At 71.1% G+C, this 25,415-nt stretch carries 25 protein-coding genes and 1 riboswitch; of the genes, 11 read left to right on the top strand and 14 right to left on the bottom strand.

Features of this window, described 5'->3' with window-relative positions:
• Nucleotides 1–8: 8 nt before the first annotated feature.
• The 6 genes from hemC to hemE all read right to left on the bottom strand — a co-directional run bounded on the left by hemC (nt 9) and on the right by hemE (nt 6,591).
• Nucleotides 9–1,007, bottom strand: coding sequence for a hydroxymethylbilane synthase (gene hemC / locus ASG71_RS07245; RefSeq protein ID WP_056737981.1), 999 nt, complete (start codon nt 1,005–1,007; stop codon nt 9–11).
• The gene (locus ASG71_RS07240; protein ID WP_056737980.1) at nt 1,004–2,281 is read right to left on the bottom strand and encodes a ferrochelatase; all 1,278 of its coding nucleotides are present in this window, start codon (nt 2,279–2,281) and stop codon (nt 1,004–1,006) included. Before ASG71_RS07240 ends, hemC begins: the two co-directional genes overlap by 4 nt.
• A complete protein-coding gene (hemQ, locus tag ASG71_RS07235) occupies nt 2,278–2,991 on the bottom strand; it encodes a hydrogen peroxide-dependent heme synthase (RefSeq protein ID WP_056737979.1) in 714 nt (237 codons plus the stop codon). The genes ASG71_RS07240 and hemQ overlap by 4 nt, the downstream gene beginning before the upstream one ends.
• Nucleotides 2,992–3,089: 98 nt before the next feature.
• Nucleotides 3,090–3,788, bottom strand: coding sequence for a hypothetical protein (locus tag ASG71_RS07230; RefSeq protein WP_056737978.1), 699 nt, complete (start codon nt 3,786–3,788; stop codon nt 3,090–3,092).
• A gap of 159 nt (nt 3,789–3,947) precedes the next feature.
• Nucleotides 3,948–5,438 (bottom strand): protoporphyrinogen oxidase, encoded by a 1,491-nt coding sequence (gene hemG / locus ASG71_RS07225; protein WP_056737977.1) that lies wholly within the window; start codon nt 5,436–5,438, stop codon nt 3,948–3,950.
• 7 nt (nt 5,439–5,445) lie between these two features.
• On the bottom strand, nt 5,446–6,591 hold the full coding sequence (gene hemE, locus ASG71_RS07220; protein WP_056737976.1) for a uroporphyrinogen decarboxylase: 1,146 nt from the start codon (nt 6,589–6,591) through the stop codon (nt 5,446–5,448).
• 158 nt (nt 6,592–6,749) lie between these two features.
• Here hemE and ASG71_RS07215 point away from each other — a divergent pair, with 158 nt between their 5' ends.
• A complete protein-coding gene (locus ASG71_RS07215) occupies nt 6,750–8,099 on the top strand; it encodes a glutamyl-tRNA reductase (RefSeq protein ID WP_056737975.1) in 1,350 nt (449 codons plus the stop codon).
• A 64-nt stretch (nt 8,100–8,163) separates the two neighbouring features.
• Here the strand turns inward: ASG71_RS07215 and moeB are convergent, their stop codons facing one another.
• Nucleotides 8,164–9,375, bottom strand: coding sequence for a molybdopterin-synthase adenylyltransferase MoeB (moeB, locus tag ASG71_RS07210; RefSeq protein ID WP_056737974.1), 1,212 nt, complete (start codon nt 9,373–9,375; stop codon nt 8,164–8,166).
• Nucleotides 9,376–9,381: 6 nt separating this feature from the next.
• Between moeB and ASG71_RS07205 the strand changes: the two genes are divergently transcribed.
• Genes ASG71_RS07205 through ASG71_RS07195 form a run of 3 tightly spaced genes read left to right on the top strand, consistent with a single transcriptional unit; the run spans nt 9,382 to nt 10,760 of the window.
• Nucleotides 9,382–10,128: a TetR/AcrR family transcriptional regulator gene (locus ASG71_RS07205; RefSeq protein ID WP_157366259.1), complete on the top strand. Its 747-nt coding sequence runs from the start codon at nt 9,382–9,384 to the stop codon at nt 10,126–10,128.
• Nucleotides 10,129–10,180: 52 nt separating this feature from the next.
• Nucleotides 10,181–10,405 carry a DUF3107 domain-containing protein gene (locus ASG71_RS07200; protein ID WP_056737972.1) on the top strand — a complete coding sequence of 75 codons (225 nt, stop codon included), beginning with the start codon at nt 10,181–10,183 and terminating at the stop codon, nt 10,403–10,405.
• A gap of 52 nt (nt 10,406–10,457) precedes the next feature.
• Nucleotides 10,458–10,760 (top strand): hypothetical protein, encoded by a 303-nt coding sequence (locus ASG71_RS07195; protein WP_056737971.1) that lies wholly within the window; start codon nt 10,458–10,460, stop codon nt 10,758–10,760.
• A gap of 78 nt (nt 10,761–10,838) precedes the next feature.
• On the opposite strand, the gene ASG71_RS07190 is transcribed toward ASG71_RS07195, so the two are convergent.
• The 3 genes from ASG71_RS07190 to thiO form a co-directional block, all read right to left on the bottom strand.
• Nucleotides 10,839–11,645 carry a thiazole synthase gene (locus ASG71_RS07190; protein ID WP_268760366.1) on the bottom strand — a complete coding sequence of 269 codons (807 nt, stop codon included), beginning with the start codon at nt 11,643–11,645 and terminating at the stop codon, nt 10,839–10,841.
• Between the two features lie 5 nt (nt 11,646–11,650).
• Nucleotides 11,651–11,887 carry a sulfur carrier protein ThiS gene (gene thiS / locus ASG71_RS07185; RefSeq protein ID WP_056737969.1) on the bottom strand — a complete coding sequence of 79 codons (237 nt, stop codon included), beginning with the start codon at nt 11,885–11,887 and terminating at the stop codon, nt 11,651–11,653.
• Nucleotides 11,884–13,116 carry a glycine oxidase ThiO gene (gene thiO, locus ASG71_RS07180; RefSeq protein WP_056737968.1) on the bottom strand — a complete coding sequence of 411 codons (1,233 nt, stop codon included), beginning with the start codon at nt 13,114–13,116 and terminating at the stop codon, nt 11,884–11,886. Before thiO ends, thiS begins: the two co-directional genes overlap by 4 nt.
• Nucleotides 13,107–13,226, bottom strand: a riboswitch (TPP riboswitch). (Overlaps the previous gene by 10 nt.)
• Before the next feature lie 26 nt (nt 13,227–13,252).
• Here thiO and thiE point away from each other — a divergent pair.
• Nucleotides 13,253–13,951, top strand: a complete 699-nt coding sequence (thiE, locus tag ASG71_RS07175; protein ID WP_056737967.1) for a thiamine phosphate synthase — start codon at nt 13,253–13,255, stop codon at nt 13,949–13,951.
• 18 nt (nt 13,952–13,969) lie between these two features.
• Here thiE and ASG71_RS07170 read toward each other — a convergent pair whose 3' ends face one another.
• On the bottom strand, nt 13,970–14,704 hold the full coding sequence (locus ASG71_RS07170; protein WP_056737966.1) for a ferritin-like fold-containing protein: 735 nt from the start codon (nt 14,702–14,704) through the stop codon (nt 13,970–13,972).
• A 40-nt stretch (nt 14,705–14,744) separates the two neighbouring features.
• Here ASG71_RS07170 and ASG71_RS07165 point away from each other — a divergent pair, with 40 nt between their 5' ends.
• From ASG71_RS07165 to ASG71_RS07155, 3 genes are all read left to right on the top strand, one after another.
• The gene (locus ASG71_RS07165) at nt 14,745–16,205 is read left to right on the top strand and encodes an RNB domain-containing ribonuclease (RefSeq protein WP_056737965.1); all 1,461 of its coding nucleotides are present in this window, start codon (nt 14,745–14,747) and stop codon (nt 16,203–16,205) included.
• A 287-nt stretch (nt 16,206–16,492) separates the two neighbouring features.
• Complete coding sequence (locus ASG71_RS07160) at nt 16,493–18,244, top strand: DEAD/DEAH box helicase (RefSeq protein ID WP_056737964.1); 1,752 nt, start codon at nt 16,493–16,495, stop codon at nt 18,242–18,244.
• Between the two features lie 8 nt (nt 18,245–18,252).
• Nucleotides 18,253–19,152, top strand: a complete 900-nt coding sequence (locus ASG71_RS07155; protein ID WP_056737963.1) for a DNA-methyltransferase — start codon at nt 18,253–18,255, stop codon at nt 19,150–19,152.
• 22 nt (nt 19,153–19,174) lie between these two features.
• Here ASG71_RS07155 and ASG71_RS07150 read toward each other — a convergent pair whose 3' ends face one another.
• Both ASG71_RS07150 and ASG71_RS07145 read right to left on the bottom strand, forming a co-directional pair.
• Complete coding sequence (locus ASG71_RS07150) at nt 19,175–19,783, bottom strand: MarC family protein (RefSeq protein WP_056738612.1); 609 nt, start codon at nt 19,781–19,783, stop codon at nt 19,175–19,177.
• 8 nt (nt 19,784–19,791) lie between these two features.
• Complete coding sequence (locus tag ASG71_RS07145; protein WP_056737962.1) at nt 19,792–20,637, bottom strand: PHP domain-containing protein; 846 nt, start codon at nt 20,635–20,637, stop codon at nt 19,792–19,794.
• 86 nt (nt 20,638–20,723) lie between these two features.
• Here ASG71_RS07145 and ASG71_RS07140 point away from each other — a divergent pair, with 86 nt between their 5' ends.
• Nucleotides 20,724–22,307 carry an aminopeptidase P family protein gene (locus ASG71_RS07140; protein ID WP_056737961.1) on the top strand — a complete coding sequence of 528 codons (1,584 nt, stop codon included), beginning with the start codon at nt 20,724–20,726 and terminating at the stop codon, nt 22,305–22,307.
• Between the two features lie 128 nt (nt 22,308–22,435).
• On the opposite strand, the gene ASG71_RS07135 is transcribed toward ASG71_RS07140, so the two are convergent.
• A complete protein-coding gene (locus tag ASG71_RS07135) occupies nt 22,436–23,332 on the bottom strand; it encodes a general stress protein (RefSeq protein ID WP_056737960.1) in 897 nt (298 codons plus the stop codon).
• A gap of 77 nt (nt 23,333–23,409) precedes the next feature.
• Here ASG71_RS07135 and ASG71_RS07130 point away from each other — a divergent pair, with 77 nt between their 5' ends.
• The gene (locus tag ASG71_RS07130; protein ID WP_056737959.1) at nt 23,410–24,693 is read left to right on the top strand and encodes a magnesium transporter MgtE N-terminal domain-containing protein; all 1,284 of its coding nucleotides are present in this window, start codon (nt 23,410–23,412) and stop codon (nt 24,691–24,693) included.
• Complete coding sequence (locus ASG71_RS07125) at nt 24,674–25,402, top strand: DUF1003 domain-containing protein (RefSeq protein WP_056737958.1); 729 nt, start codon at nt 24,674–24,676, stop codon at nt 25,400–25,402. The genes ASG71_RS07130 and ASG71_RS07125 overlap by 20 nt, the downstream gene beginning before the upstream one ends.
• Nucleotides 25,403–25,415 lie beyond the last annotated feature (13 nt).

Below are 25,415 nucleotides of genomic sequence, written 5' to 3'. Positions count from 1 at the left end.
CGTCCGGTTCAGGAGGCGGCCAGGTCGGCGATGTCGGCCGCGCCGGCGGCCAGCAGCGCCTCGGCCAGCTCGATGCCCAGCAGCGTCGCGCCGACTTCGGTCAGCCCGTCGGTGGCCTTCTTGTCCCGGACCGTGGCGGTGCCGTCGACGGCGCAGACCACGGCTTCAAGGTGCAGCATGCTGCCCTTCCGGTAGGCGTAGGCGCCCACCGGCGCGGCGCAGCCGGCTTCCAGCCGGGCCAGCAGGGCCCGTTCGGCCGTGACGGCCAGGCGCGTGTCCGGGTCGTCCAGGGCCGCGAGGGCCTGCGCGAGCACGCCCTGCGAGCCCTCGGTGGAACCGGCCTTGCGGGGGGCGTCGGCGGTGCGGCATTCGATCGCCAGCGAGCCCTGCCCGGCGGCGGGCAGCATCACGTCGGTGTCCAGGTATTCGCTCACAGCGTCCAGCCGGCCGATCCGGTGCAACCCGGCGGCGGCCAGCACGACGGCGTCGAGGTCGCAGGATTTACCCTCGACGTACGTCTCGGTGCTGTTCCCCGGCAGCCCCGGCACCCGGCCGAGCCGGGTGTCGACGTTGCCGCGGATGTCGCGGATGTCCAGGTCGGGCCGGGCGGCCCGCAGCTGGGCGGCGCGGCGGGGCGAGCCGGTCCCCACGGTGGCGCCGGCCGGCAGGTCGGCGAGCTTGAGCCCGTCCCGGGCGCAGAGCACGTCCCGGACGTCGACGCGTTTCGGCGTCGCGGCCAGGCTCAGCCCGAGGGCCGGCCCGGTGGGCAGGTCCTTGAGCGAATGCACCGCCACATCGCAGGCGTCCCGCAGCAGCGCATCGCGCAGGGCCGCGACGAACACGCCGGTGCCGCCCATCTGGGACAGGGGCCCGGTCAGGATGTCGCCGTCGGTGCGGACATGGACGAGCTCAACCGGGAACCCGCCGACGGCGGCCAGCTGGTCCGCGGTCTGCTGGGTCTGGGTGAGGGCGAGCTTGCTGGCCCGGGTGCCGATCCGTACGGTCACGGCGTGGCCTGCCCTGCTGCCGGGGCTGCCGCGGTGGCGGGGGTCCCGGCGGGATAGGGGTCGTGCCCCGTCCCGACGGTGGTGTCCGCGCCGGCGATGGTGGGCTTTTCGCCGCGGAAGTTCGCGCAGCAGCCGGGCCGGCAGACGTCATACCAGGGGCCGAGCTTGGTCAGGTGCGGCCGGTCGGCGATGTTGTTCGCGGCGGTCCGCTCGCTGATCAGGTCCACGATCCCGGCGACGAACTTCCGGTGCGTCCCGGGCGTCGGGACGCGGGTGGCGGCCAGGCCGAGTCCCGCGCAGGTTTCCAGGGCTTCGGTGTCGAGGTCCCAGACGACTTCCATGTGGTCGCTGACGAAGCCGAGCGGCACGATTACGACGCCCTTGACGCCCTGGCCGGCGAGCTCCTCGATCGCGTCGTTGATGTCCGGTTCCAGCCACGGCACGTGCGGGGCGCCGGAGCGGGACTGGTAGACCAGGGACCACGGGGCGGTGAGGCCGGTTTCGGCTTCGACCCGGCGGATGACCTCGGTGCCGGTGGCCAGGTGCTGGGCCACGTAGGCCGAGTCCTGGTCGAACTGCCGCGGTTCGCCCTCGGACCGGCCGGCGGCTTCGGCGTCGCGGGTCGGAATCGAGTGGGTTGCGAAGAGGATATGCACCGGGGCGTCCGGGGTGCCGGCGGCGGCCAGCTGGGCGCGGACATCGGCAAGGCCGGCCGCGGTGCCTTCGATGAACGGTTCGACGAAGCCGGGGTGGTCGAAGTACTGCCGGACCTTGTCCACTTCGAGTTTGCCGTCCAGGCCGGTCTCGGTAAGGGCCAGGCCGATGTCCTCGCGGTACTGGCGGCAGCTGGAGTAGCAGGAGTAGGCGCTGGTGGTGATCATCAGCACCTTGCGGTGTCCGGCGTCGTAGATCTCCTGGAGGGTCTGCGGGATGTAGGGGTCCCAGTTGCGGTTGCCCCAGAAGATCGGCAGCTTGATCCCGCGGGCGGCGAACTCCGCCTCCATCGAGGCTTTGAGCTGGCGGTTCTGCTCGTTGATCGGGCTGATGCCGCCGTTGGCGCGGTAGTGGTGCGAGACCTCCTCCAGCCGTTCGTCCGGGATGCCGCGGCCGCGCGTGACGTTGCGCAGGAAGGGGATGACGTCGTCCTGGCCTTCGGGGCCGCCGAAGGAGGCCAGCAGCACGGCGTCGTAGTCCTTGGGGGCCATCCGGCCGGCCTCGGTGACCGGGTTCACGGCGGTCAGCTCCGGGGACTCCTGCGGATCGAGCGGGCTCATGCGAGGACCTCGGCAATCTCGGCGGCGCTGACGCGGCGGCCGGTGTAGAAGGGGACTTCTTCGCGGACGTGGTGGCGGGCCTCGGTGGCGCGCAGGTGGCGCATCAGGTCCACCAGGTCCACCAGCTCGGGGGCTTCCAGGCCCAGGATCCACTCCCAGTCGCCGAGGGCGAAGGAGGACACGGTGTTGGAGATGACCTGGGGGAAGTCGCGGCCCAGCAGGCCGTGGTCGCGGAGCATCTTGCCGCGTTCGGCGTCCGGCAGCAGGTACCACTCGTAGGAGCGGACGAAGGGGTAGACGCAGAGCCATTCGGCCGGTTCCACCCCGCGGGAGAAGGCCGGGGTGTGGTTCTTGGCGAACTCGGCCTCGCGGTGCACGCCCATCGCGGACCAGGCAATCTCGGTTCCGGTGAACAGCTTGCTGCGGCGGATGTCCCGGATGGCGCGCTGCAGGGCTTCGGCCCGCGGGCCGTGCAGCCAGACCATGACGTCGGCGTCGGCGCGCATGGCCGAGACGTCGTAGCTGCCGCGGTGGACGACGCCGTCCTCCGCGAGGCGGGCCAGGAGCGCCTCAAAATCTTCGGCCGCGTCGCCGCTGCGCAGGACGTCGGCGGAGCGCTTGAAGACCGTCCACAGCGTGAAGTACTGCTCGGTGGCTTCCTCGGCTGCTGTTCCGGTTTTAGTGACAGATTCGGCAGAAGTGTGGCTCATGGTTACCATCCTGCACCCTCCCCCGGGCTAAGTCGAAACAGAGCACTTCTACAAAGCGTAGAAGTGCTCAATTTCACAGCTGCCGGGGCGACCTGCGCCTAGATTTTGCGCATCCGGAGGACGACGGCGCCCGCTCCGAGGGAGACGGCGACAAGGCAGATCCCCCAGCCCACCAGGGCGGAGGGGCCCACCGGTTCGACGGCCGACGCGGCCTGCATCTTGTCCCCGGAGGAGGGTGCCGGGGCCGGCGTTACGGTGGCGGCGGACCTCGTGGTGGCCGAGCGGGGCGTCGCGCCGGGGGTCGCGGTGGGCTTGCCTGCGGCGGGAGCAGTGCCGGCGGGGGCCGCCGGAGCGTTCTGTTCCGGGGTTCCCGGCGCAGCCTGCTGGCCGGTGGCCGGAGCCTGGGCGGCGGGCGGCTGCGGGGCGGAGGTGCCCGGCGCCGCAGTGCCGGGCGCCGGGCTGCCGGGCGCCGGGCTGCCGGGCGCGGCGGTGCCCGGGGCGGTGGTGCCGGGAGCTGCAGTTTCCGGGGAGGTGGCAGGATCGGTGGCCCGCCGCGAGTCGCGCTGTTCCGGCGGGTCGGTGGGGTCCGGCTCGTCCGTGGCCGTGTCCTGCGTGGGCGACGGTGTGGCGGTGCCGGAGGTCGGTGAGGGTTCGGGCGATCCGATCAGTCCGCCGATCAGGTCATCGATGCCGACGGAGATCGAGGCGGACGGCGCGTCCGGGCTGGGTGAGGGCGTTGCCGCCTGTGTGGCAGGAACTCCTGCGGTGAGAGCCAGTACCGCTCCGAGCGCTGCCACGGCAGTGCCGCGTCGGAGTCCCCCATGGTGACCGGCCGGTGTTTCTGGAACTTCGGACCTGTGCGTAACCATGGTCATCGAGCCTAATCGCAGAAAGCCGGCGGGGAAAATTTGCCCAAACCGCCTCTTTCCGGTTAGCGGGGTGCCGTCGGAAGCGCGTCAGGGCAGCAGGGCGGCCACCTGGCCGGGCGTGTCGGCGACGATCGCGGCGAGGCCGTTTCCGGACAGCCAGCCGCCGACGACGGCGAGGTCGCCTTCAGCGGCACAGAGCCGGCGGACCTGTTCGACCCGCTGCCGGTGGCCGAGCGTCGCGAACGGCAGGGCGCCGGACCACCGGACCACGTCCCAGCCAACGACGTCGTTGCGGGAGAGCGGAATGCCGAGCAGCGCGGAGGCGTCCTGGAGCGCGGCGTCGTAGAGTTCCTCGTCGCCGGAGGGCAGCGGGACGGCGGCCGTCCCGCTCTCGTCCCCGCCGCGGCCGAAGGACAGCCGCAGGACGTGGCGGCCCGGCGGCGTCAGCGCGGCCAGCCATGCCCATTTGGCCGTGGCGTGGGTCAGGGCTTTGGCACGGATGCCCGGACTTTGGGGGGCCACGAGCACACCGGTTCCGCGGGGTGCCGCATCGAGCGCGGGCTGGTCCACCACCAGCGTCACGAGCCGGACGTCGGGTCCCGGGTCCGGGCTGAGCGCTGCCAGTGCCGGCAATGTGTCTGCGAGCAGCGCGACGGCGGCGGGGCCTTCCACCGCCACCACGAGCCGTCCGGCGTCGATCCGGGCCGTTCCGGTGCTGATCCGCCAGCCGCCGGGGATGCGCTGGACCGCCTCGGCGGGGGTATCGCTGAGCAGGGTGGCGCCGAGTCCCTGCAGTTCGGCGAGCAGGGCCGTGACCAGGGTGTGCATGCCGCCGCGGAGACCGGCGACGGCGGAGCCTGCCTTGCGGAGCCCCGGCGCGGGGCTGTGCTGGGCCGGGCTCCCGGCGGTGGGACGGTCCGCAGCGGGGCGGCGCTGCGCGGCGACGGCGGCGGCGAGGGACCCGTGGTTGCGGACACCGGCGCGCAGCCCGGGGGCCACCATGTCCACGTCCAGCAGGGCCGGGTCGGCCGAGTGCACGCCGCCGACCACGGGCGCGACCAGCCGTTCCAGCACGCGGCTGCCCATTCGTGCGCGGACCAGCGCGGCGACGCTGGTGGCATCGGCCGCGGTGCCGACGGACGCCGGCAGCAGTGTGTCGAGCCAGGCCCGGAGCGAGCCCAGCACCCCGAGGGACCGGCGGACCTCGGGGTCCCACGGGTTAGCGGGGATGCCCAGCACCCCGGTTTTTGGCAGTTCACGCGGCCCCTCGGGCAGCTGCACCCAGGCGCCGCCGGGGTTGGGCGGAACGATCCGGTCGCCCAGGCCCAGTTCCTCGGCCAGCGTCGCCACCGCCGCGGAGCGGGTGGCGAAGGATTCGGCGCCGCTGTCCAGGGTCAGCCCGGCCACCGCATGGCGGCCTACGCAGCCGCCCCACTCCCCCGAGGCTTCGAGCACCGTGGTCTGGAGGCCCGCCCGGGCCAGTTCCCGGGCTGCGAGCAGCCCGGAGATGCCGCCGCCGATCACGACGGCGGTCCCGGCGGGCGCGGAAGTAGCCGGGCCGGCGGCGTCGGTGCCCATCGGGGGCCTACTCCGGCGCGATCGAGTGGATGAGTTCCACGACGCGGGTGAGTACCGCCGCGTCGGTCTCGGGGGGTACGCCGTGGCCCAGGTTCAGCACGTGGCCCGGGGCGGCGGAGCCGGCCGCGATGACCTCGCGGACGTGGGCCTCGAGGATGTCCCAGGGGGCGGACAGCAGCGCCGGGTCGATGTTGCCCTGCAGCGGAACGGTCCCGCCGAGCCGGCGGTTGGCTTCGTCGAGCGGCAGCCGGTAGTCAACGCCGACGACGTCGACGCCGACGTCGCGCATGGCCACCAGCAGTTCCGAGGTGCCGGTGCCGAAGTGGATCAGGGGTGCGCCGAGGTGGCGGACGTGGTCCAGGGCGCGGGCGGATGCGGGGGCGACGAACCGGGTGTAGTCGGCAAGGCCCAGCGAGCCGGCCCAGGAATCGAAGAGCTGGCCGGCGGAGGCGCCGGCCTCAAGCTGGGCGCGGAGGAACAGTCCGGAGGCGTCGGCCGCCCAGTTGGCCAGCGCGGTCCAGGTCTCCGGATCGGCGTGCATCATGGTGCGCGGGCCGAGGTGGTCACGCGACGGCCGGCCCTCGACCATGTACGCGGCAAGGGTGAAGGGCGCTCCGGCAAAGCCGATCAGCGGGGTGCTGCCGAGCTCGGCCACGGTCAGCCGGACGGCCTCGCGGATCGGTTCCAGCGCCTCCCAGCTCAGCTGCGGCAGGGCCGCGACGTCTGCGGCGGTACGCACCGGCTTGTCCAGGACCGGGCCCACGCCCGGGACGATGTCCACGCCGACGCCGGCAAGCTTGAGCGGGATGACGATATCGGAGAAGAAGATGGCGGCGTCGACGTCGTGCCGGCGGACCGGTTGGAGCGTGATCTCGGACGCCAGTTCCGGGCGCAGGCAGGAATCGAGCATGGCGACGCCTTCACGGACCTTCAGGTACTCGGGCAGCGAACGTCCCGCCTGCCGCATGAACCACACCGGGCGCCGGGACGGCTTGCCGCCGCGGTAGGCCGTAATCAGGGGTGAGCCGGCGGTGCGGCCGTCCATCAAGGGGTGGCCGGCGTCGAGGCCCGTTGCCGTGCCGTCGTTAACCGTGCCATTGCTTGCCGTGCCATCGTTTGCCGTGCCGGCGGTTGCCGCAGCGCTAGGAGTCATGCCTCTGATTGTGCCGAAAACTGCCCTCAAAAGATAACGACAACCTGTCAGACGGCGCCCGCAGCGGCCCGCCGTGGCGCGAATCACAACCTCGCGTGGGCAGTCCCACCCCGGGCTGTTGTTCTACACGGGGACGAAAAAGCTATGATTGTCGTGCTGTGGTTCTTTTCTCATTGGTGGCTACACACGCCGACATCGACCTCGAGACCGTTGCTCAACTGAGCACCGGCGCTTCCGGGCTTGCCGCATCCGCCCTCGCCGGTTCCCCGGCCGTGGCGGGTGCCGTTGTCCTGGCCACCTGCAACCGCTTCGAAATTTACGGCGAAGCGCCGCACCCGGATGACGTGGAAGCGGCCCGCGCCGCCCTGGTCTCGCAGATCAGCGGCGCCAGCGGCCTGAACCAGCAACTCGTCTCCCGGTCCTTCAACACCCGAACCGGCCCGGATGTGACCCGGCACCTGTTCGCGGTCAGCTCCGGGCTGGACTCCGCCGTCGTCGGCGAACGCGAAATCGCCGGCCAGGTCCGGCGCGCACTGATCAGCGCCCAGCAGGAGGGGACGGCCAGCGCCGGCCTCGTGCGGCTGTTCCAGGCCGCGTCCAAGACCGCCAAGGACGTCGGTGCTCAGACCGCCCTCGGCTCCCGCGGCCTTTCGATCGTGTCGGTCGCCCTCGACCTGGCCACCGACCTTTCCGAGAACGCCGACTGGTCCGCCAAGAAGGTTGTGGTCTTCGGAACCGGCGCGTACGCCGGCGCCACCATGTCCCTGCTGCGCGAACGCGGCTGCACCGACGTGTCGGTCTTTTCGTCCTCCGGCAGGGCCGCCGGCTTCGTGGCCACCCGCGGCGGCACAGCACTGGACAGCGACTCACTGCCCGGCGCCGTGGCGGCCGCCGACGTCATGATCGGCTGCAGCGGCTCGGACAACCGCGTGGAGGCTGGGGAGCTGGCGCGGATCCGTGCAGCGTCGCCGCAGCCCCTGATCGTGATCGACCTGGCGCTCACCCACGATTTTGATCCCGCCGTCGCCGAACTGGACGGCGTCGAACTGTTGACCCTGGAGTCCGTGCGGCTGGCCGCCCCGCAGGAGCAGGCCGAATCCCTGAGCCAGGCCAGCGACATTGTCGACGGCGCCGCGACCGCGTTCGAGCAGGAACGCCAGGCGCGCTCGGTCGACTCGGCCATCGTCGCCCTGCGCCGCCACACCATGGACGTCCTCGACGCCGAAATGGAGAAGGTGCGCGCGCGCCACGGCTGCACCGCCGCGGCGGAGGAAGTGGAGTTCGCGTTGCGCCGGATGGTCAAGCAGCTGCTGCACGTCCCCACCGTCCGTGCCCGCGAACTCGCGGCGAACGGCCAGCAGGCCGACTATGTCGCCGGCCTCGAGGCTGTCTACGGGATCACGGTCGAGCAGCCCGCGGCCCGCGCCGCTGCCCCCGGAACCGAGGCGCAGTGCCCGGTCGACCACGACGGGGCTGCCGCGCCCGAAAGCGGCCGGGAAACGGCCTAGGCCCCGTCGGCGGCGAACGCGTCGACGCCTGTCAGCCCGTTCGACGCGCGCATGGCAGCGCCTCTCAGTAGACCGGCTTCTGCGGCTCAACCTCGCGCACCCAGGCGAGGATGCCGCCCTCCAGGTGGCTGACCCGCTCGTAGCCGGCGGCCCGGGCGGCGGCCAGCACGGCCGCGGAGCGGGTGCCGCCCTTGCAGTGGAACACAATGTCCGTGTCCTGCGGCAGCTCGGCCCACGCGTCGCCGGCCAGGATCCTGCCCTGCGGGATCAGTCTGGCACCCTCGATGCGGACGATGTCGAACTCCCCGCTTTCGCGCACATCCACAAGCTGGAAGTCCTTGAGCCCGGCCTTGCGGGAGGCGAGCATGGTGGCCAGCTGGGTGGCCGTGACGGTGTGTTCGGTGCCGGCGTCCGCGGCGGGAGCGATCCCGCAGAAGGCTTCGTAATCGGTGAGTTCGGTGATGCGGGGCGCCGCGGGGTCCCGGGACACCCGGATTTCGCGCCAGGTCCCGCCCAAGGCGTCGAACAGGGCCACCCGGCCCAGCAGGGACCGGCCGACGCCGGTGATCAGTTTGACCGCCTCGGTCACCATCAGGGAGCCGACGGCGGCGCAGAGCATGCCGAACACGCCGCCTTCACCGCAGGACGGAACGGAGCCGGCCGGGGGCGCCTCGGGGTACAGGTCCCGGTAGGTGGGCCCGTGCTGCTCCCAGAACACACTGACCTGCCCGTCGAAGCGGAAGATGGAGCCCCAGACGTAGGGTTTGCCCAGGATGGCGGCCGCGTCGTTGACCAGGTAGCGGGTGGCGAAGTTGTCGGCGCCGTCGATGATCAGGTCGTACCCGGCGAACAGGTCCAGCGCGTTGGTGGCATCCAGCCGCACGTCATGCAGCCGGACCTCGACCAGCGGGTTCAGCGCGGCGATGGCGTCCCGGGCCGAGGCGGTCTTGGGCCGGCCCACGTCGGCGACGCCGTGGATCACCTGGCGTTGCAGGTTGCTGAGGTCCACATCGTCGTCGTCGATGATGCCGAGGGTCCCCACGCCGGCCGCGGCCAGGTACAGCAGCGTGGGCGAGCCGAGGCCGCCGGCGCCAATCACCAGGACCTTGGCGTTCTTGAGCCGGCGCTGCCCGAGGGCACCGATCTCAGGGATGATCAGGTGGCGGGAGTAGCGCTCCACTTCCTCCGGCGTCAGGTCCGGCCCGGGATCGACCAGCGGTCCGGGCGCCGAGGGCGGGGTAGCCGGGATGCCGTGCGCGCTCAACTGGGAAGCCATACTTCAATGTATGCCCGAAGATGCCGCCAGGTCATATTACCCGCGCGTAAAGTGGAGCTAACAGCGAGGGAAAGAAGGCGGACAGTGGTTCATCAGGCACCGGATGCGCGGGGACAGACCGGAAAGCCGGCGACCGGCCACGGCCGGAGCGGGAGCCAGCGTTCGGCCCGGCTGCCGCGCGACGAACGGCGGGCCCAGCTACTCGCCGCCGCCCAGGAAGTTTTCGTGGCCAACGGCTACCACGGCGCCGCGATGGACGAAATCGCCGAGACGGCGCACGTGAGCAAGCCGGTGCTTTACCAGCACTTCCCGTCCAAGCGCGAGCTGTACCTGGCGCTGCTGGACAGCCACCTGTCGGCCCTGACCGAACTGCTGCTGGGCGCCCTCAACTCCACGACGGACAACGACGAGCGCGTCCAGGCCGTCATGCGCGCCTACTTCCGCTTCATCGCCAGTGACGACCAGGCCCACCGGCTGGTCTTCGAATCGGGGCTGGTCAACGACGCCGACGTCAGCGCCCGGCTGGAAACCTTCAACAAGACCTTCGCCGACGCGATCGCCAAGGTCATCGCCGAGGACACCAAGCTGCCGCTCATCGAGGCCCAGCTCCTGGGCCGCGGGCTCTCCGGCATGGCCCAGGTCAGCGCACGCTACTGGCTGGAAACCGACGGCGACCTCGACCTCGATGTGGCCAGTGACCTGGTCTACCGTTTAGCTTGGCGCGGAATCTCGCGCTTCCCCAAAGAGTCCTAGACTACAAATAGAGAACACCCTCAAACTTTTTGATTGGCTGGGAGGCCTTGCTGTGGAAGTAAAGATCGGCATTCAGAACATCGGCCGCGAAATCGCCCTGGAATCGAACCAGGACGCCGACGCGGTGGCGGCGCTGGTGGCAGAGGCCCTGTCCAAGGGCACCGAGCTGCGCCTGACCGATGAGAAGGGCCGCCAGATCATCGTCCCGGCGAACGTCCTGGGCTACGTCGAGATCGGCGCCGAAGAGGTCCGCCGCGTCGGCTTCGGCGCCCTCTAGGCCCGGCCCGGCCGCCCCCGGGTACGCCCCGCACTTCCCTGAAGGAGTCTGAATGCTGTCCCTTATTGTGGTGGCCATGGTGGCCGTGGCCGCGGGCTTTGTGGTCTGGGCCAATGACAAGCGGCACGCCAAATACGGCATCGCCGTGCCGGCCGGGGTTGCCCTGGCCGTGGCCATGCTCAGCTGGATCATCTTCATGGCCGCCGGTTTCGGCTACCAGCCGGGCCTGACGTGGATTCCTTGGGTGCTGCCGCTGCTGCTCGGCACGGCGGCGGCGATCGGCGCCGTGCTCTACCTCGGCCGGTCCCGCACCCGGCAGGACACCGCGCGGATGACCGCCATCCTCCGGCTCTAACTCCGCCGCAGCCAGCACTCCAGCGTGGCCGTTCCACCCCCCCGGGTGGAGCGGCCACGCTGCTTTTGGCGGCCCGGGTCAGAGGAACTCGGCCCGGCCCTCCATGGCGGAGGAGGCCAGGGCGTGCTCGCGGCGCGGGATCCGGCCGGCCTTCCGGGCCAGCCGGCCGGCGGCGACGGCGTGCCTGAACGCCGCGCCCATCAGTGCCGGATCCTGGGCCCGGGTCACCGCGGTGGCGAGCAGCACCGCGTCACAGCCGAGTTCCATGGCGAGTGCCGCGTCGGAGGCGGTGCCGATGCCGGCGTCGAGCACCACGGGCACCGACGCCCGCGAGACGATCAGTTCGATGTTGTGCGGGTTCAGGATGCCCAGACCGGTGCCGATCGGGGCGCCGAGCGGCATCACGGCGGTGGCGCCGAGGTTTTCCAGCCGGAGGGCCAGCACCGGGTCGTCGTTGGTGTAGGCAAAGACCTTGAAGCCGCGGGCCACCAGCTGGTCGGTGGCCTCTACGAGTTCCAGGGCGTCGGGCAGCAGGGTGTGCTCGTCGGCGATGACCTCCAGTTTCACCCAGTCGGTCTCCAGCGCTTCGCGGGCCAGCTCCGCGGTCAGGACGGCGTCGCGGGCCGTGAAGCAGCCGGCGGTGTTCGGCAGCACCCGGATGCCGTGGTCCGCCAGCAGCTGGAACAGGGACCCGCTCTCGGCCGGGGAGTAGCGGCGCATGGCCACCGTGGTGAGTTCCGTCCCGGACGCCAGCAGCGCCGCGCCCAGGCCCTCCAGGCTGGGCGCGCCGCCGGTGCCCATGATCAGCCGCGAGCCCAGCTCGACGCCGTCGATGGTGAGCGGATCCCGCGCCGGCTGCTGCGTGGTGGGGGCAAGTGCTGCCATCGTGTTCATCCTCCCTGTACTGCGGTGACGAGTTCGACGTCGTCCCCGTCGGCGAGTGCGGTGGAGTGCCACTGGCTGCGCGGCACGACCTCGGCGTTGCGGGCGACGGCGACGCCGAGCTTCCGGCCGTCGGTGGCGTGGCCGTCCTCGGCCAGGGCCCGGCCCGTGACTCCGCTGACCAAGGCGCCGACCGTGGCGCCGTCGGGGACGGCGTGCTGCGCTCCGTTGAGCCTGATGTTCATGCTGTTGTCCTGTCGTCGGTGGGGAGTCGGGAATCCTGGTGTGCGGCGAACCGGTCCGGGCGGAAGCCGGCCCAGCGCGGGTCCGGTTTCCCGTCCAGCAGCTGCCGGCACACCGCAGCGGCCGCCGGGGTGAGGAGGACGCCGTGCCGGAAGAACCCGGTGGCGATGATCAGCCCGGCGGTCTCTTCCCCGCCGGAACCGGCCACGCGGCCCAGCAGCGGTGCATTGTCCGGGGTCCCCGGCCGCGCCCGGGCGGTGGCCTCGAGCAGCTCCAGTTCGGCGACGGCGGGAAGCAGCTGCTGGGCGTCGCGCAGCAGCTGGTACACCCCTCCCGCGGACACCGCTCCGGCGTGGGCGGGGGCATCCTCACGCTGGGTCGCGCCGATGACCACGGTGCCGTCTTCCCGCGGCACGAGGTAGACCGGGACCCCGCGGACCAGTCCCCGCACCGTGCACCGCAGCAGCGGCCGCAGCGCCGGGGGGACGCGGAGCCGGAGGATGTCCCCGTAGACCGGCCGCAGCGGCAGGGACAGTCCCGGGGGCAGGCCCTTCAGGTCCGCGGCTCCCAGTCCGTTGACCACGATCGTTTCGGCGGCGCGGACCTGGCCGCCGCCCGCCAGGCCGACGCCGGCGACCCGGCCGTTGTCCCAGAGCAGCCCGGCGGCGCGGCGGCGAATGGCGGTGAACTTGCTGTCCGCGGCCAGCAGGGACGCGGTCCGGGCCAGGAGCCGGCGCGGATCCACCTGGTGGTCGGCGGGAATCTCGAAGGCACAGGATATCCCGGGGCTGAGCAGCGGCTCGCGTGCGCGCGCTTCGCGCACGCCCAGCGGCTCGACCGCCAGGCCGGAGGCCAGCTGTACCGCCCGCAGGTCGGCGAGCGCGCGGCGGTCCGCCGGGTCGACGCCGACGGCGAGCGTCGGGGTCGGAAGGTAGCCGGTGCCGGAGGCGTCTCCGGTTTCGGTCTCGGCGTCGAGGGCGGCGGCGAACGAGGGCCAGAGCCGGGACGCTTCCAGCATGAAGGCCAGGAGCCCCTCTTCCTGGTAGTGCAGTTCGCTGACCGGGGCAAGCATGCCGGCGGCGGCCCAACTGGCCCCGGTGCCGGGGGCGTCGTCGATCAGCACGACGGAACGGCCCGAACGGCGCGCCTCCCAGGCGATGCCATGCCCCACCACTCCCCCGCCGATCACGGCGACGTCGTACTGCACGGCCGGTACGGCCAAGGTGTCCATGGATTCCTCCCTACGCCGGTACTAACCGGATCAGGTCAAGCGGTCGGCTCTGACGCCCTCTCAGCCCTGCCGTCCGTCGACGGCTTGTGCGGGCTCCCGCGGTATGCGCCCAGTTTAGAGGAACTAGGCTGGGACCATGAGCCAGGATGTCCACACCACCGCCCGCCTGTACCTGTGCACCGATGCCCGGAAGGAACGCGGTGACTTCGAGGACTTCGTCGACGCCGCCTTCGTCGGCGGGGTGGACATCATCCAGCTGAGGGACAAGTCGCTGGAGGCCGCCGAGGAACTGGAACTGCTGGAGGTTCTGCACTCCGTGGCCCAGCGCCACGGCCGGCTTTGGGCGGTCAACGACCGCGCCGACCTGGCGTCGCTGGCCGGGGCGCCGGTCTTCCACATCGGGCAGAAGGACATCCCCTTCGGCGCCGCCCGGGACTTCCTGGGCAAGTCCACCGTCATCGGGATGTCCACCCATACGCCGGAACAGGTCGACGCGGCGATCGCCGCCGCCCCGGGCCGGAGCGGACTGGATTATTTCTGTGTCGGACCGGTCTGGGCCACGCCCACCAAGCCGGGCAGGGCCGCCGTCGGCCTGGACCTCGTGCGGTACGCCGCCGACGCGATCGGCCGCGCCGAGGCCGCCGACGCCGGCAGGGTCGCCGGTGTGGTCCCGTGGTTCGCGATCGGCGGCATCGACCTGGGCAATGTTGAACAGGTCGTCGACGCCGGCGCCCGCCGCATTGTGGTGGTCCGTGCCATCACCGAGGCCGACGATCCGGCCGGCGCCGCCGCCGCGCTGCTCGCGGCACTGGACGCCGGGGCGCCGGGGCGCTGACCGGCCCGGCCGGCGGACCTAGCCGGCGAGCCCCAGCTCGGACATCCGGCGGGCGTGGGCCGCAGCCAGCCCGGCCGCGATCCCGGCGGACAGGGGGTGCCCCGGCACGGCGGTCTGCTCCGGCCTGTCTGCGGCGGCACCTCCAGCAGCCGCGGCCGGCGGGGCCGCGGCGTCCGCCATGCCGGTGAGGCCGGCGAGGAAGGCATGCTCCGTACTGATCCGCTGCGCCTGGGTGAGGGCCTCGCCCAGCAGCCGCCGCGCCCACAGCGCCAGCCGCGACGCCAGGCGGGGATCGTCCGCGAGCGCGGCCTTCAGCCGGTCCCGCAGCACCGCCGTCGCGTCGCCCGGGGCCTGGACCCGCTCAATCAGCCCCGCGGTGTCGGCGTCGACGTAGCCGGAAACAGCCCGGTAGAAGTCGGCGGAGACGGTGTCGATCACGTAGGCCTTCATCAGCGACTCATACCAGTCGGCGGGCCGGGTGCGCTCGTGGAAGTGGTCCACCGACGGCTGGAAGGGCAGCATGGCGTCCTCCGGGTCGACGCCCATCGCGGTGAGTCTGGCGCAGACCAGTTCGAAGTGCCCGAACTCGACCACGGCCAGCCGGCCCAGCACGGCGCGGTCCTTGAGTGTCGGCGAATAGCGGGCGTCCGAGGAGAGCCGCTCGAAGGCCGACAGCTCCCCGTAGGCCATCGCGCCGAGCAGGTCGCGGAGGAAGCGGTGGTGGCGTGCAGGTCCGTCCGGGGAGGTGCTCATCCTTCAACATTAGCGGCGGAAATCGGGCTAACCTGATTTCGTGTCTCATCATCGCCTGACCCCTAACGTCCGCCGCCAGCAGAACCAGCTGGCCCAGGCCCTTAACGCGCTGCGAACCACGCTGGAACTGCCGGGCGAGTTCCCCGAGGATGCGCTCCGGGACGCGGAGGCGGCCGTGGCCGGCCATGAACTGCCCGGACTGGACCTGACGCATGTTGAGTTCGTGACCATCGACCCGGCGTCGTCGACCGACCTGGACCAGGCGTTGTTCATTGACCGCGCCAGAGACGGGTACCGGGTGCTGTACGCCATCGCCGACGTCCCTTCCTTCGTGGCTCCCGGCGGAGCGCTCGATGCCGAAACGCGGCGCCGCGGGCAGACCTTCTACACCCCGGACGGCCGCATCCCGCTGCACCCCGAGGTCATCAGCGAGGCGGCCGGCAGCCTGCTGGAAGGGCAGCTGTGCGCTGCCTTCGTCTGGGACTTCGACCTGGACGCCGCCGCCGAGGTCTCCGCCGTCCAGGTACGCCGGGCCCGGGTCCGGAGCCGGGCCAAGCTCAGCTACCACGGGGTCCAGGCCGCGCTCGACGGCGGCACCGCGGACCCGGTGCTGCAGCTGTTGCGGGAGGTGGGCGGCAAGCGCGTGGAACTGGAGCGCCTGCGCGGCGGGGCGAGCCTGAACATGCCCGACCAGGAGATCGAACAACTGCCCGACGGCGGCTACCGGATCGTCGCCGCGCCGCCGCTGCCGGTGGAGGACTGGAATGCGCAGATTTCCCTGATGACGGGCATGGCCGCGGCGGAGCTCATGCTCCAGGGCAAGGTAGGGATCCTGCGCACCATGCCCGCCCCGGATGAAAACTCCCTGCGGCACTTCCGTCGCCAGACCGGCGCACTGGGCAAGCCGTGGGACGGCCGGATCAGCTACGGCGAATACCTCCGCACGCTCGACCCCACGGATCCGCGCCAGCTTGCGATCCTGCACTCCGCCGGGATGCTCTTCCGAGGTGCCGGTTACACCCACTTCGACGGTGACGTGCCCGAAGACGCCATCCAGGCCGCCATCGGCGCGGCCTACGCGCACTCCACCGCCCCGCTGCGGCGCCTGATCGACCGCTTCGTCCTGGTGATCTGCGAGGCCCTGTCCACCGGAGCCGAGGTCCCCGGCTGGGCCCGTGAGGCACTGCCCTCGCTGCCGGCGATCATGGCCGCCTCGGACCAGCTGGCCGGCAGGCTGGAACGGCTCTCGCTGGACACCGTCGAGGCCGCGCTGCTGGTCAACCACATCGGCCAGGAGTTCGACGCCGTCGTCATCTCCGGCTCCAAACCGGCCAAGAACGGCAACGGCAACGGCAACGGCCCCTCCGGCATCGTGCAGATCGCGGACCCGGCGGTCACGGCCCGCTGCCCCGGCGAACTGGTGTCCGGCACCCAGGTCCGGGTGCGGGTAGTGTCCTCCGATATCGCCACCCGCGAGGTCAAGCTGGAACTCGTCGGCTGACGGCCACAGGACGGCGCGGCCCCGCCGTACCGGGTTGCGGACCGCCACCCGGTAGACTGGGAGGGTAGTAATGGATGCCCGGTCGTTGATTTCCACGCATTTTCGAATCAACAAGCCCGCCCCTACGCGATCTTGAGACACACCCGCTGGTCCCAGTGCCAGCAATTAGATAGCCCGCGATCGGCTTCCACTGGACATGCTTGCGCCCCAGAGCGTGCTCCGGACCGGACCTTCGGGACGTTCCGTTGAGCAGGCAGCGCAGCCCAAATGAATAAGGAAACTCCCACGTGAGTGAATTGCACACGCACCAGCTTCTGACTGACGAATCCGGCACGGAATCGATTGAGCCGGAAGAGACCATCATCTCCGACGAAACCCCGCACGAAATCGCGGAAAAGTCCTTCGCCGACTACAACGTCCGCGCCGACATCGTCGAATCCCTGGCCGACGCCGGGATCACCCACCCCTTCCCGATCCAGGCCATGACCCTGCCGGTCGCCCTGGGCGGCCACGACATCATCGGCCAGGCCAAGACGGGCACCGGCAAGACCCTCGGCTTCGGCATCCCGGCGCTGCAGCGCGTCGTCGGCCGCGACGACGCCGGCTTCGAGGCGCTGCCGGCCCCGGGCGCCCCGCAGGCCCTCGTGATCGTCCCGACCCGCGAGCTCGCCGTCCAGGTCGCCAGCGACCTGCAGAACGCGGCCAAGAAGCGCAACGCGCGCATCGCCACGATCTACGGCGGCCGCGCCTACGAGCCGCAGATCGAAGCGCTGCAGCAGGGCGTTGAGGTCGTCGTCGGCACGCCCGGCCGCCTGATCGACCTGTACAAGCAGAAGCACCTGGTCCTGAAGAACGTCAAGATGGTCATCCTCGACGAGGCCGACGAAATGCTGGACCTGGGCTTCCTGCCCGACGTCGAGACCCTGATTGCCGGCACCCCCGCCGTGCGCCAGACGCTGCTGTTCTCGGCCACCATGCCCGGCCCGGTCATTGCCATGGCCCGCCGCTACATGAGCCAGCCCACCCACATCCGTGCGGCGGACCCCGAGGATGAGGGCCTGACCAAGCGCGACATCCGCCAGCTGATCTACCGTGCCCACAGCATGGACAAGGTCGAGGTGGTCGCGCGCATCCTGCAGGCCCGCAATCGCGGCCGCACCATCATCTTCACCAAGACCAAGCGCACCGCCGCGAAGGTCGCCGAGGAGCTCGTGGACCGCGGGTTCGCCGCGGCCGCCATCCACGGCGACCTGGGCCAGGGCGCCCGGGAGCAGGCGCTGCGCGCCTTCCGCAACAACAAGGTGGACGTCCTCGTGGCCACCGACGTCGCGGCCCGCGGCATCGACGTCGACGACGTCACGCACGTGATCAACTACCAGTGCGTCGAAGACGAGAAGATCTACCTGCACCGGGTGGGCCGCACCGGCCGTGCGGGCAACAAGGGCACGGCCGTGACGTTCGTCGACTGGGACGACATGCCGCGTTGGGGCCTGATCAACAAGGCCCTCGGCCTGAGCGTTCCGGAGCCGGTGGAAACCTACTCCTCGTCCCCGCACCTGTACGAGGAACTGGACATTCCGGAAGGCACCAAGGGCCGCCTGCCCCGCGACAAGCGGATTCTCGCCGGTGTCGACGCCGAGGAGCTTGAGGACCTGGGCGAGACCGGCAAGAAGAACACCCGCGACGGCGGCCGGGGCGGCGCACGCGCCGGTTCGCGCGAGGGCGGCCGTGCCCCGCGCGAGGGCGGCCGCTCCGGCGGGCGCTCCGAGTCCCGCGACGGCGGCCGCTCCGGCGAACGGTCCGAGTCCCGCGAGGGCGGACGCTCCGGCGGTCGTTCGGGCGAGCGGCGCCGCCGGTCCCCCGAGAAGGAGGCCGCAGCCGGTCCCGCTGAGGCCACCGCACCCGCAGCGCCGGCAGCCAGCGCCCCGACCGAAGTGGACCGTGCCACCCGGGCACGCCGCCGGACCCGCACCCGCCGCCGAAACGGCGAAGTCGTGGCCGGCGAGGCCCAGGCCACGGCACGCGGCGCCGAGGCCTAATCCGCTGCATGACTGACACCGTCTGGGCGCCGGACGGCAGCAACCTGGTGGTTCACGCGGACAACGCGGAGTACCTCCCGACGCTGCCGGACGGCGCCTTCACACTCATTTACGTGGACCCGCCCTTCAACACCGGGCGGGTCCAGCGGCGCCAGGAGACCAAAATGGTCCTCAACGCCGGCGGCGAGGGCGACCGCGTCGGCTTCAAGGGCCGCTCGTACGACACCATCAAGGGTGCGCTGCACAGCTACGACGACGCCTTCAGCGACTACTGGTCCTTCCTCGAGCCGCGGCTGGTCGAGGCGTGGCGGTTGCTCGCCGACGACGGCACCCTGTACCTGCACCTGGACTACCGCGAGGTGCACTACGCCAAGGTCATGCTGGACGCGATCTTCGGCCGCGAGTGTTTCCTCAACGAGATCATCTGGGCCTACGACTACGGCGCCCGCGCCAAGTTCCGCTGGCCGACGAAGCACGACAACATTCTCGTCTACGTGAAGAACCCCGCGAAGTACCACTTCGACAGCGCCGAGGTGGACCGTGAGCCGTACATGGCGCCCGGCCTGGTCACGCCGGCCAAGCGTGAACTCGGCAAGCTGCCCACGGATGTCTGGTGGCACACGATTGTTTCGCCCACCGGCCGCGAGAAGACCGGCTATCCGACGCAGAAGCCGGAGGGGCTGATCCGGCGGGTGGTCGCGGCCTCCAGCCGGCCCGGGGACTGGTGCCTGGACTTCTTCGCCGGTTCGGGCACGCTCGGCGCCGTGGCAGCGAAGCTGGGACGGAAATTCGTCTGCGTGGACCAGAACCAGGCCGCCGTCGACGTCATGGCCAAACGGCTGGGCGCCCACGCTGCGTTCACCGCCCAGCCCTCCGCGGCCGGGCCCACTGCGGCGACGCCCGACTAGGCCGCCGCAGCCGGGCGGCGGGTCAGGTCCAGCTGGTGACGAAGGCGTGCACCGCGTCCGCGATCATCTGCACCGCGATCGCGGAGAGCAACAGGCCCGCGATCCGGGTGACCAGCTCGACGCCGTTCTCGCCGAGGGCGCGCTGCACGAGGCCGGCGAAGCGCATCGCCAGGTACAGCGACGCGAGCGTCACGGCGATGCCCAGCCCGACGGCGAGGTACTGCGCCGCGCTGCCGGAGCGCTGGACAAAGACCATGACCGCCACGATCGCGCCGGGACCCGCCATCAGCGGGGTGCCCAGCGGGACGAACGCGACGTTCTTGTACTTGGCGGCGTTGTCCTCCCCGCCGGTGGAACCGGTGAGCAGCTGCAGCGCGATCAGCACCAGCAGCAGGCCGCCCGCGCCCTGGAGCGCGGCCAGCGAGATGTGCATGTAGTTCAGAATCGACTGGCCGAAGATCGCAAAGGTCACGATCACGCCGGTGGCCACGAGCAGCGCCTGGAAGGCGGAGCGGTTGCGGTCCCGGGCGTCCATCTGCGCCGTCAGCGACATGAAGATCGGGACGGTGCCGGGCGGGTCCATGATCACAAACAGCGTCACGATCACCGAAGCGAGCAGCTGAAGGTCAATCCAGTCCATCAGCGCACCACGGCCGTTCCGGTCCCCTGCTCCTCGATCCGGGCCAGCACCTCCGGCGCCGTCAGGTTCTCGCCGAACAGGTTGGGCTTCCCGGTGCCGTGGTAGTCGGAGGAACCGGTCACCAGCAGGCCGTGCCGTTCGGCCAGCCCGCGCAGGAACGCCCGGCCCTCCTCCGGGTTGTCCCGGTGGTCGATCTCCAGGCCCGCCAGGCCGGCGTCGATCATCTCCCGGTAGGTCCGCTCCCCCACGATCCTGCCGCGGGCGGAGGCGACCGGGTGCGCGAAGACCGGCACCCCGCCGGCGGCGCGGACCAGCTCGACGGCGGACGCCGGGTCCGGCGCGTAGTGCTGGACCCAGTACCGGGAGCGGGAGGTCAGGATCGTCTCAAAGGCTTCGCTGCGGTCCGCGACCACGCCGGCTGCGACAAGGGCGTCGGCGATGTGCGGCCGGCCCAGGGTCGCGCCGGGGGCCACATGGTGGATGACGTCGTCCCAGCTGAGCGGGTAGTCCTCGGCGAGCAGGCTGACCATGCGCTCGGCCCGTGTGAACCGGGCGTCCTTGGCCTTGGTGATCTCCTCCAGCAGCCCGGGGTGCGTCGGGTCGTGCAGGTAGCTGAGCAGGTGCACGCTGATGCCCTCGCCGGTGCGGCAGGAGACCTCCATGCCGGGCACCAGGGCCACGCCCAGGCTCCGGGCGGCGGCGGAGGCTTCGGCCCAGCCGTCGGTGGAGTCATGGTCGGTGAGGGCGACGACGTCGAGGCCGGCCTCCACCGCGGAGGCGACCAGCGCGGCAGGGTCTTCGGTGCCGTCGGAAACATTCGAGTGGGCATGCAGGTCAATCCTCACCTCCCCATGCTAGTAGATGGGCCGCCGCCGGAACGGCCGGTGCGGCTTGTTGGCCCCGGCCGCGCCGCTGGTGAGACGATGGGACCGTGAACGATGCAGATAACACCCAGATCTCCGCTTCCCAGCCCCTCGACGAGCGCGTCAACAACCGCTCCCAGCGGCCCAGCTCCGACGCTTTCAAGGCGTTCATGGCCAGCAACTGGGCTCCGGCCCAGGAGCAGCTGCCCGGCCTCGACGCCGTCGCCGGCCACGCCGCCGCGCGCCGCCGGGCGGTGTCCGAGTTGTTCAAAGGTGAACGGCTTGTCATCCCCGCCGGCCCGCTGAAGGTCCGCTCCAACGACTGCGACTACCGTTTCCGCCCGCACTCGGGCTTCGCCCACCTCACCGGGCTCGGCGTGGACCACGAACCCGACGCCGTGCTCGTGCTCGAACCCACCGACGAGGGCAAGGGCGACGACGGCGGCCACCACCACGCGACGCTGTACTTCCGTCCGCTGGCCGGCCGCGACACCGAGCAGTTCTACGCCGATTCCCGCTCGGGCGAATTCTGGATCGGCGCCCGGCCCACGCTCGCCGAGTTCCAGGCCCGGCTGGCGCTGGACACCGCCGACCTGGGCGGCCTCGAGCTCGCCATCACCAAGAACGTCGGGGCTCCGGAGATCGGCGGGATCTCGATCCGGCTGGTGCGCAAGGTCGACGAGAACATCGACGCCCTGGTGGACACCGCCCGGTACAACACCGCCAAGGACCCGGAGAACCTGGACCTGGGCGTGCTGGATGCCCTCGACGAGAAGCTCAGCGAGGCCCTCTCCGAGCTGCGCCTGATCAAGGACGAATGGGAGATCGAGCAGATGAAGACCGCGGTGGCCGCCACCGTCGAGGGCTTCACCGAGGTCGTCAAGGCCCTCCCCCGCGCCCTGACCCACCACCGCGGCGAGCGCGTGGTCGAAGGCGCGTTCTTCGCCCGTGCCCGTGAGGAAGGCAACGAACTCGGCTACGACACGATCGCCGCCTCGGGCAACAACGCCACCGTGCTGCACTGGACCCGGAACACCGGCAAGGTCAACGCCGGCGAGCTGCTGCTGCTGGATGCCGGCGTCGAGGCCGACTCGCTGTACACCGCGGACATCACCCGCACCCTCCCGGCCAACGGCACCTTCTCCCCGATCCAGCGCAAGGTCTACGAGGCCGTGCTGGACGCCGCCGACGCCGGGTTCGCCGCCGCGCAGCCGGGCACGAAGTTCCGCGACATCCACACCGCCGCCACCACCGTGCTGGCCGAGCGCCTCGCCGAGTGGGGCCTGCTGCCGGTGTCCGTCGAGGAGGCCATCAGCACCGAGGGCCAGCAGCACCGCCGCTGGATGCCGCACGGCACCAGCCACCACCTCGGCCTGGACGTGCACGACTGCGCCCAGGCCAAGCGCGAGCTGTACCTGGACGGAATCCTGGAACCGGGCATGGTCTTCACGATCGAACCCGGGCTGTACTTCAAGGAAGAGGACCTCGGCATCCCGGCCGAGTACCGCGGGATCGGCGTCCGGATCGAGGACGACATCCTGATGACCGCGGAGGGTCCGGTCAACCTGAGCGCCGCGCTGCCCCGGAAGGCCGACGACGTCGAGTCCTGGATGGCCGGCATCTACCAGGAGATCGACGCCCAGCTGCCGTAACCGCCGCACCGCACCGGGGTGCCCGGTGCGGTGGAGCGGCGACCAAAGGAAAGGGAGGGCCGGCGGCCCTCCCCTTCCTTTTTGTTCTTCACCGATCCGGCGGCGGTGCCGCCCGACCCCGCGGAAACCTAGCGCTGCGTGTCGCCGCCCTGGCCGCCGTCCCGGTACTGCCCCTCTTCCGGCTCCGTTGCGGCCGGCTGGCGGGCCTGCCCCTGGGCGCCGGAGTCGCTGACGCGGATGCCGTACTGCGGGCGGCCGTCCGGCAGGTCCGGGTAGCGGACCGCCGAGGGTCGGACCGGGGCCGGTTCCTGGGCCTCCTGCCCCGGGGCCGCCTCCGGCCCTGCGGCAGGGGCGGGCTGCTGGCCGGGGGCGGCGGCCCGCTGGCCGTAGGGGTCGCTCCACCCGGCGGGACGCTGCGGACCCTGTTGCTGGCCCTGCGGGCCCGGCTGGCCCTGCTGCTGGCCGGGCTGGAACGGCTGCGGCGCGTGCTGCTGGTAGCCCTGGCCGGCGGCGTCGTGCTGGCTCATCGGCAGCTGGTGCAGCAGCCGGCGGGCCTCATGGGCCGCCTCGAACGCCACCACCACGTCATAGTTCGTGGCCACCACCTGGCTGGTGGAGGTGAAATCCCGCTTGCCGCGCTGCATGGCGTAGGTGACGATGCCGAACAGCATGAAGAACGCCGCACCCATCAGCACCGAGGTGACGATCGAGAAGTAGCCCCCGGATTCGGAGAAGAAGGAGAGCATGACGCCGACGAACAGGCCGAACCACATGCCGCTCAGGGCACCGGAGAGCGCGACGCGGGGGTAAGTAAGCCGGCCGGTGACCCGCTCCACCATCTTCAGGTCGTTGCCGACGATCGAGACCAGCTGCACCGGGAACTGCTGGTCCGCGAGGTAGTCCACGGCCTTCTGGGCGTCCAGGTAGGAGCTGTAGGAACCGACCGTGTCCCCCTTGGGAACGGTGCGGGACTCATCCGCCCCGCCGGGGACGCCTGCCTTTGGACCACCAAAAATGTTTGACATAGCCCCATTCTGGCCCATGCAGCTGTACGGCGCCTGCCAATTCAGCTAAAAGAGAGCAGACTCGGTAGCCTGTAGGAGTGAGCACAACTCTTTCGCGGGTATTTGTCGCGCGCCTCCTCGGACTGGACGTCTTCGACCCTCTGGGCGACCGTCTGGGCCGTCTGCGCGACGTCGTGGTGCTCGCCCGTGGCAACCGCGGAGCCCCGCATGTGGTGGGCATCGTCGTCGAGGTTCCCGGCAAGAAGCGGGTCTTTGTGCCGATGACGCGCATCACCTCGATCGACCAGACCCAGGTCATCTGCACCGGTCTGGTCAACCTCCGCCGGTTCGAGCAGCGGGGCGCCGAGACACTCGTCGTCGCCGAGATGTTCGACCGCCGCGTGACTCTGGCCGACGGCAGCGGCGACGCCACCATCGAGGACATTGCGATGGACCGGCACCGCTCCGGTGACTGGTTTGTCAGCAAGCTCTTCGTCCGCCGCGGGCACTCGCTGTCGCCGCTAAGCAGGCTGCGCCGCAACGAAACCCTGATCATCGACTGGGCCGATGCCCGGCAGGGCGCCCGCACGGAACCGCAGGCCGCCACCCAGTTCGTGGCCACCCACGAGGACCTCAAACCTGCCGACTTCGCCGAGGCCCTGCAGGAGATGAGCGACAAGCGCCGCTTCGAGGTCGCCAGCGAGCTCCAGGACGAACGCCTCGCCGACGTGCTCCAGGAGATGCCGGAGGGCGACCAGGTGGAGATCCTGTCCGCGCTCGACGTCGAACGCGCCGCGGACGTGCTGGAGGAAATGGATCCCGACGACGCCGCCGACCTCCTCGCCGAGCTGCCCAGCGCCCAGGCGGAGGAACTGCTGCAGCTGATGGAACCCGAAGGCGCCGAGGACGTGCGCCGGCTGCTCGAATACGACGAGGACACCGCCGGCGGCCTGATGACGCCCGTCCCGGTGATCCTGCCCCCGGAGGCAACGGTCGCCGAGGCCCTCGCCCACGTCCGCCGCGAGGAACTGTCGCCGGCGCTGGCGTCCTCGATCTTCATCGCCCGCCCGCCGCTGGAAACCCCCACAGGGCGGTTCCTCGGCGTCGTCCACATCCAGCAGCTCCTGCGCTACCCGCCGCCGGAGCCGCTGGGAAACCTGGTGGACAAGAACCTCGAACCCGTCTCGGACCAGGCCCACATCAGCGAGGTCGCCCGGACCCTGGCCACCTACAACCTCAACTCGCTTCCCGTGGTCAATGACGACGGCCGGCTCGTCGGGGCGGTGACTGTTGATGACGTGCTTGACCATCTGTTGCCCGATGACTGGCGCGCCCACGAGGACGACGCCCCGATAAGGAAGCTTGGAGGCCGCATTGGCTGATATCAGCGCACCCCGGAACTCCAACGCCCGGCCCGGGCCCCGGACCGCCGGCGGGCTGGACACCCCGCTCAGCGGCCGGCAGCGGATCCTGCCCAAGTTCTCCCCCAATCCCGACGCCTTCGGCCACGCCACGGAAGGGTTCGCCCGCTTCATGGGCACACCGCAGTTCCTGGTCTACATGACCGTGTTCTGCGTCTTCTGGCTGGTCTGGAACACCTGGGCGCCGGCGGACTGGCAGTTCGACTCCAAGGATCTGGGCTTCACGCTGCTGACCCTGATGCTGTCCCTGCAGGCCTCCTACGCGGCCCCGCTGCTGCTGCTGGCCCAGAACCGGCAGGACGACCGGGACCGTGTCTCGCTCCAGCAGGACCGGCAGCGCGCCGAGCGGAACCTCTCCGACACCGAATACCTGACCCGGGAGCTGGCCTCGCTGCGCATCGCGCTGCGCGAGGTCGCCACCCGCGACTACGTCCGGGCGGAGCTGCGCAGCCTGCTGGAGGACATGCTGGAAGCGCAGGAGGAGCTGCGCAGCGAAGACGCCGCCGCCGTCGACTCGCCCCGCGAGAAGGTCAAGGAAAAGCTCAAGGAGCGCCGCGACAAGCAGCGCGGTCCGCGCACCCAGCAGATCCCCCGGGTCCGGCCGGACGCCGCCGCGGACAAACCGGACGGCGCCGCACGGCCCGCCCACCGAACCTCCCCCGAAAGCTGAGCGGAACCGCGCC

Origin of the sequence: Arthrobacter sp. Soil763 (assembly GCF_001428365.1) — a bacterium.
In the GTDB taxonomy this organism is placed as follows: domain Bacteria; phylum Actinomycetota; class Actinomycetes; order Actinomycetales; family Micrococcaceae; genus Arthrobacter.
Note: the sequence above shows the minus strand (reverse complement) of the source record. Positions and strands in the feature narration are given on the sequence as shown.

Excerpts from the sequence above, each read along its gene's own strand:
- hemE (WP_056737976.1), bottom strand. The coding sequence starts at position 6,591 with ATGACTCCTAGCGCTGCGGCAACCGCCGGCACGGCAAACGATGGCACG.
- ASG71_RS07205 (WP_157366259.1), top strand. The coding sequence starts at position 9,382 with ATGTATGCCCGAAGATGCCGCCAGGTCATATTACCCGCGCGTAAAGTG.
- thiE (WP_056737967.1), top strand. The coding sequence starts at position 13,253 with ATGAGCCAGGATGTCCACACCACCGCCCGCCTGTACCTGTGCACCGAT.
- ASG71_RS07155 (WP_056737963.1), top strand. The coding sequence starts at position 18,253 with ATGACTGACACCGTCTGGGCGCCGGACGGCAGCAACCTGGTGGTTCAC.
- ASG71_RS07195 (WP_056737971.1), top strand. The coding sequence starts at position 10,458 with ATGCTGTCCCTTATTGTGGTGGCCATGGTGGCCGTGGCCGCGGGCTTT.
- ASG71_RS07240 (WP_056737980.1), bottom strand. The coding sequence starts at position 2,281 with ATGAGCCCGCTCGATCCGCAGGAGTCCCCGGAGCTGACCGCCGTGAAC.
- ASG71_RS07135 (WP_056737960.1), bottom strand. The coding sequence starts at position 23,332 with ATGTCAAACATTTTTGGTGGTCCAAAGGCAGGCGTCCCCGGCGGGGCG.
- hemQ (WP_056737979.1), bottom strand. The coding sequence starts at position 2,991 with ATGAGCCACACTTCTGCCGAATCTGTCACTAAAACCGGAACAGCAGCC.
- ASG71_RS07190 (WP_268760366.1), bottom strand. The coding sequence starts at position 11,645 with ATGGCAGCACTTGCCCCCACCACGCAGCAGCCGGCGCGGGATCCGCTC.
- thiO (WP_056737968.1), bottom strand. The coding sequence starts at position 13,116 with ATGGACACCTTGGCCGTACCGGCCGTGCAGTACGACGTCGCCGTGATC.
- hemG (WP_056737977.1), bottom strand. The coding sequence starts at position 5,438 with ATGGGCACCGACGCCGCCGGCCCGGCTACTTCCGCGCCCGCCGGGACC.
- thiS (WP_056737969.1), bottom strand. The coding sequence starts at position 11,887 with ATGAACATCAGGCTCAACGGAGCGCAGCACGCCGTCCCCGACGGCGCC.
- ASG71_RS07170 (WP_056737966.1), bottom strand. The coding sequence starts at position 14,704 with ATGAGCACCTCCCCGGACGGACCTGCACGCCACCACCGCTTCCTCCGC.
- moeB (WP_056737974.1), bottom strand. The coding sequence starts at position 9,375 with ATGGCTTCCCAGTTGAGCGCGCACGGCATCCCGGCTACCCCGCCCTCG.